The sequence below is a fragment of the Synechococcus sp. BO 8801 genome (assembly GCF_002252675.1).
GTDB lineage: Bacteria > Cyanobacteriota > Cyanobacteriia > PCC-6307 > Cyanobiaceae > Cyanobium.
Genome location: NZ_NQKY01000046.1, coordinates 1 through 1,046 on the forward strand (window position 1 = coordinate 1; position 1,046 = coordinate 1,046).

The 1,046-nt window shown below is 64.3% G+C and carries 1 protein-coding gene; it reads left to right on the top strand.

Going from position 1 to position 1,046, the window contains the following annotated elements; genetic code table 11:
* Window positions 1-3 precede the first annotated feature (3 nt).
* On the top strand, window positions 4-1,046 hold a 1,043-nt coding region (gene psbD, locus CJZ86_RS16385), incomplete at its 3' end, for a photosystem II D2 protein (photosystem q(a) protein) (protein ID WP_094587469.1).

The following is a 1,046-nucleotide window of genomic DNA, read 5'->3' on the forward strand; positions in this document are numbered from 1 at the left end:
CCCATGACGATCGCCCTAGGGCGTGCACCGGCCACGCGTGGATGGTTCGACGTCCTCGACGACTGGCTCAAGCGCGACCGCTTCGTTTTCGTGGGGTGGTCCGGTCTACTGCTGTTCCCCACGGCCTATCTGGCCCTGGGTGGCTGGCTCACCGGCACCACCTTCGCCACCTCCTGGTACACCCACGGCATTGCCAGCAGCTACCTGGAGGGGTGCAACTTCCTCACCGCCGCCGTCAGCACCCCCGCTGATGCCATGGGGCACAGCCTCCTGCTGCTCTGGGGCCCGGAAGCCCAGGGTGACTTCGTCCGCTGGATCCAGCTCGGCGGCCTCTGGCCCTTCGTGGCCCTGCACGGCGCCTTCGCCCTGATCGGCTTCATGCTGCGCCAGTTCGAGATCGCCCGTCTCGTCGGCATCCGTCCCTACAACGCCATCGCCTTCTCCGGCCCGATCGCGGTGTTCGTCAGTGTCTTCCTGATGTACCCCCTGGGTCAGAGCAGCTGGTTCTTCGCGCCCTCCTTCGGGGTGGCGGCGATCTTCCGCTTCCTGCTCTTCCTGCAGGGCTTCCACAACTGGACCCTGAACCCGTTCCACATGATGGGCGTGGCCGGCATCCTCGGCGGTGCTCTGCTGTGCGCCATCCATGGCGCCACGGTGGAGAACACCCTGTTCGAGGACAGCGACCAGGCCAACACCTTCAAGGCGTTCGAGCCCACCCAGGAAGAGGAGACCTACTCGATGGTCACCGCCAACCGCTTCTGGAGCCAGATCTTCGGGATCGCCTTCTCCAACAAGCGCTGGCTGCACTTCTTCATGCTGTTCGTGCCGGTGATGGGTCTGTGGACCAGCAGCATCGGCATCATCGGCCTGGCCCTCAACCTGCGGGCCTACGACTTCGTGAGCCAGGAGATCCGCGCGGCGGAGGATCCTGAATTCGAGACGTTCTACACCAAGAACATCCTGCTCAACGAAGGTCTGCGTGCCTGGATGGCGCCTGCCGACCAACCGCACGAAAACTTCATCTTCCCTGAAGAGGTTCTGCCCCG